The organism is Campylobacter sp. RM9328 (assembly GCF_012978615.1).
In genome coordinates, this window is sequence record NZ_LIWF01000025.1 from 1 (window position 1) to 4,750 (window position 4,750).

A 4,750-nucleotide genomic window follows, 5' to 3' on the forward strand; every position below is an offset into this window, starting at 1 on the left:
TTCATATAAATTATATGGAGAGTTTGATCCTGGCTCAGAGTGAACGCTGGCGGCGTGCCTAATACATGCAAGTCGAACGGAGATTAAGTAGCTTGCTATTTAATCTTAGTGGCGCACGGGTGAGTAATGTATAGCTAATCTGCCCCTTAGTAGAGGACAACAGTTAGAAATGACTGCTAATACTCTATACTCCTTCTTAATATAAGTTAAGTCGGGAAAGTTTTTCGCTAAGGGATGAGGCTATATTGTATCAGCTAGTTGGTGAGGTAATGGCTCACCAAGGCTATGACGCATAACTGGTCTGAGAGGATGATCAGTCACACTGGAACTGAGACACGGTCCAGACTCCTACGGGAGGCAGCAGTAGGGAATATTGCTCAATGGGGGAAACCCTGAAGCAGCAACGCCGCGTGGAGGATGACACTTTTCGGAGCGTAAACTCCTTTTGTTAGGGAAGAACCATGACGGTACCTAACGAATAAGCACCGGCTAACTCCGTGCCAGCAGCCGCGGTAATACGGGGGGTGCAAGCGTTACTCGGAATCACTGGGCGTAAAGGACGCGTAGGCGGATTATCAAGTCTTTTGTGAAATCCTATGGCTTAACCATAGAACTGCTTGGGAAACTGATAATCTAGAGTGAGGGAGAGGCAGATGGAATTGGTGGTGTAGGGGTAAAATCCGTAGAGATCACCAGGAATACCCATTGCGAAGGCGATCTGCTGGAACTCAACTGACGCTAAGGCGTGAAAGCGTGGGGAGCAAACAGGATTAGATACCCTGGTAGTCCACGCCCTAAACGATGTATACTAGTTGTTGCTATGCTAGTCATGGCAGTAATGCACCTAACGGATTAAGTATACCGCCTGGGGAGTACGGTCGCAAGATTAAAACTCAAAGGAATAGACGGGGACCCGCACAAGCGGTGGAGCATGTGGTTTAATTCGAAGATACGCGAAGAACCTTACCCGGACTTGATATCTAACAAATCATCTAGAGATAGAAGAGTGTCTGCTTGCAGAAATGTTAAGACAGGTGCTGCACGGCTGTCGTCAGCTCGTGTCGTGAGATGTTGGGTTAAGTCCCGCAACGAGCGCAACCCACGTCATTAGTTGCTAACGGCTCGGCCGAGCACTCTAATGAGACTGCCTTCGCAAGGAGGAGGAAGGTGTGGACGACGTCAAGTCATCATGGCCCTTATGTCCGGGGCGACACACGTGCTACAATGGCATATACAATGAGAAGCAATATCGCGAGATGGAGCAAATCTATAAAATATGTCCCAGTTCGGATTGGAGTCTGCAACTCGACTCCATGAAGCCGGAATCGCTAGTAATCGTAGATCAGCCATGCTACGGTGAATACGTTCCCGGGTCTTGTACTCACCGCCCGTCACACCATGGGAGTTGATTTCACTCGAAGTCGGAATGCTAAACTAGCTACCGCCCACAGTGGAATCAGCGACTGGGGTGAAGTCGTAACAAGGTAACCGTAGGAGAACCTGCGGTTGGATCACCTCCTTTCTAGAGTACAATGAATATTCTCTCACAAGATATTCATCAAAGGAAAATTTAATACTAACTAACCTTAGTATTTACTCAATCGATCCTTGTTTAGTTTTGAAAGATTGACGGCTAATAAAGATTTATCTTTCTAGTTTTAGATTAGATAGATAATATGGGGAATTAGCTCAGCTGGGAGAGCGCCTGCTTTGCACGCAGGAGGTCAGCGGTTCGATCCCGCTATTCTCCACCAGATTTTTTATTAAAGAGGGCCTATAGCTCAGCTGGTTAGAGTGCACCCCTGATAAGGGTGAGGTCACAAGTTCAAGTCTTGTTAGGCCCACCATAAAGATTATTATAAGATTTATTAGCTATAATCACATCCCCAATTTAATAGATTGTGCTTAAATAGTTTATCGGCTTATGAAATCTAAATCAAGTTTTTAAATTTCAAAAATTTGATTTAGATTTTTTAATCTAATGTTCTTTTATTTATTATTGTTAAGAGTCACAAGCAAGTTTTAATAAAAACAATTTTACAGGACTTGTTAAAGATTTAGATATCTAAACTCATTGCATTAAATTGCAGAAGTTTGACATCACAAGATACTATAGGATTTAAAACTTATCTATACTATCTGTCAATGCTTTCCGTCTTGGAGTTTAAGATACTAGATGTAATAACTAAAAACTATATAGCTTGATTCTAAATTTACGGCGCTTCGGTAAGAAGCGGTGTGCTTTAGGTGAGCCAAGGGAGTATTTATGCTCCTTGTCGTAAAAAGTAGCTTTGCTACTTTGCGAAGTATAGGTGGTTATCTTTAGCAAGGAAGTGATGCGAATTAGAATATAATATATACTAAAAAAAGGTAAGCTACTAAGAGTAAGTGGTGGATGCCTTGGCTAGTAGAGGCGATGAAGGACGTGCCAGGCTGCGATAAGACTCGGGGAGCCGTCAAGGGGCTTTGATCCGGGTATTTCCGAATGGGGCAACCCAACTGATAGCGATGTCAGTTACCATATAATGGAGCGAACGTTGGGAATTGAAACATCTTAGTACCAACAGGAAGAGAAATCAATAGAGATTACGCTAGTAGCGGCGAGCGAACGCGTAAGAGGGCAAACCGTTAGTTTACTAACGGGGTTGTAGGACTGCAACATAGACTAAACTTAGTTAATAGAATAAGCTGGAAAGCTTAGGCGTAGAGGGTGATACCCCCGTATATGAAAACTTTGTTTTACTTAGCAGTATCCTGAGTAGGGCGGGACACGTGATATCCTGTCTGAAGCTGGGTCGACCACGATCCAACCCTAAATACTACTACTAGACCGATAGCGCACAAGTACCGTGAGGGAAAGGTGAAAAGAACTGAGGTGATCAGAGTGAAATAGAACCTGAAACCATTTACTTACAATCATTCAGAGCCCTATGATTTATCAGGGTGATGGACTGCCTTTTGCATAATGAGCCTGCGAGTTGTGATGTCTGGCGAGGTTAAGGAAACCCGGAGCCGTAGCGAAAGCGAGTCTTAATAGGGCGTTTAGTCAGATGTTGCAGACCCGAAACGATGTGATCTATCCATGAGCAGGTTGAAACTGGTGTAAGAACCAGTGGAGGACCGAACCCGCTAGCGTTGAAAAGCTATGGGATGACTTGTGGATAGGGGTGAAAGGCCAATCAAACATCGTGATAGCTGGTTCTCTCCGAAATATATTTAGGTATAGCGTCATGTAGTAACACTAGGGGGTAGAGCACTGAATGGGCTAGGGCATACACCAATGTACCAAACCCTATCAAACTCCGAATACCTAGTGTGTAATCATGGCAGTCAGGCGGCGAGTGATAAAATCCGTCGTCGAGAGGGGAACAACCCAGACTAACAGCTAAGGTCCCTAAATCTCATTTAAGTGGAAAACGATGTGGAGTTACTGAAACAACCAGGAGGTTGGCTTAGAAGCAGCCATCCTTTAAAGAAAGCGTAATAGCTCACTGGTCTAGTGATTCTGCGCGGAAAATATAACGGGGCTAAAATGAGTACCGAAGCTTTAGACTTAGTTTTACTAAGTGGTAGGAGAGCGTTGCATTCAGCGTTGAAGGTATACCGGTAAGGAGTACTGGAGCGGATGCAAGTGAGCATGCAGGCATGAGTAGCGATAATTGGGGTGAGAATCCCCAACGCCGTAAACCCAAGGTTTCCTACGCGATGCTCGTCATCGTAGGGTTAGCCGGGTCCTAAGCAAAGTCCGAAAGGGGTATGCGATGGAAAATTGGTTAATATTCCAATGCCAACATTATTGTGCGATGGAAGGACGCTTAGAGTTAAGCAAGCTAGCGGATGGAAGTGCTAGTCGAAAGGTGTAGGTTAAGATCCAGGCAAATCCGGATCTTTTTAAGCCGAGACCCTACAGGCACACAAAGTTCTTCGGAACAGCGTGTGAATTGCTGATACTGTCGAGCCAAGAAAAGTTTCTAAGTTTAGATAATGTTGCCCGTACCGTAAACCGACACAGGTGGGTGGGATGAGTATTCTAAGGCGCGTGGAAGAACTCTCTTCAAGGAACTCTGCAAAATAGCACCGTATCTTCGGTATAAGGTGTGCCTAACTTTGTGAAGGATTTACTCCGTAAGCATTGAAGGTTACAACAAAGAGTCCCTCCCGACTGTTTACCAAAAACACAGCACTCTGCTAACTCGTAAGAGGATGTATAGGGTGTGACGCCTGCCCGGTGCTCGAAGGTTAATTGATGATGTTAGAGCAATCGAAGCATTTGATCGAAGCCCGAGTAAACGGCGGCCGTAACTATAACGGTCCTAAGGTAGCGAAATTCCTTGTCGGTTAAATACCGACCTGCATGAATGGCGTAACGAGATGGGAGCTGTCTCGAAGAGGGATCCAGTGAAATTGTAGTGGAGGTGAAAATTCCTCCTACCCGCGGCAAGACGGAAAGACCCCGTGGACCTTTACTACAGCTTGACACTGCTATTGGGATAAAGATGTGCAGGATAGGTGGGAGGCTTTGAGTATATGACGCCAGTTGTATATGAGCCATTGTTGAGATACCACTCTTCTTTATTCTGATAGCTAACTAGCTTACGTTATCCGTAAGTAGGACAATGTCTGGTGGGTAGTTTGACTGGGGCGGTCGCCTCCCAAAATGTAACGGAGGCTTACAAAGGTTGGCTCAGAACGGTTGGAAATCGTTCGTAGAGTATAAAGGTATAAGCCAGCTTAACTGCGAGACATACAC

The 4,750-nt window shown here is 45.0% G+C and carries 2 tRNA genes and 2 rRNA genes; all 4 read left to right on the forward strand.

Annotated elements, in window-relative coordinates:
• Positions 1-11: 11 nt before the first annotated feature.
• Positions 12-1,522, forward strand: a 16S ribosomal RNA gene (locus CCAL9328_RS10260).
• A gap of 156 nt (positions 1,523-1,678) precedes the next feature.
• Positions 1,679-1,754 (forward strand) — tRNA-Ala (locus CCAL9328_RS10265).
• 16 nt (positions 1,755-1,770) lie between these two features.
• Positions 1,771-1,847 (forward strand) — tRNA-Ile (locus tag CCAL9328_RS10270).
• Between the two features lie 521 nt (positions 1,848-2,368).
• Positions 2,369-4,750 (forward strand): 23S ribosomal RNA (locus CCAL9328_RS10275); the annotation flags it as partial.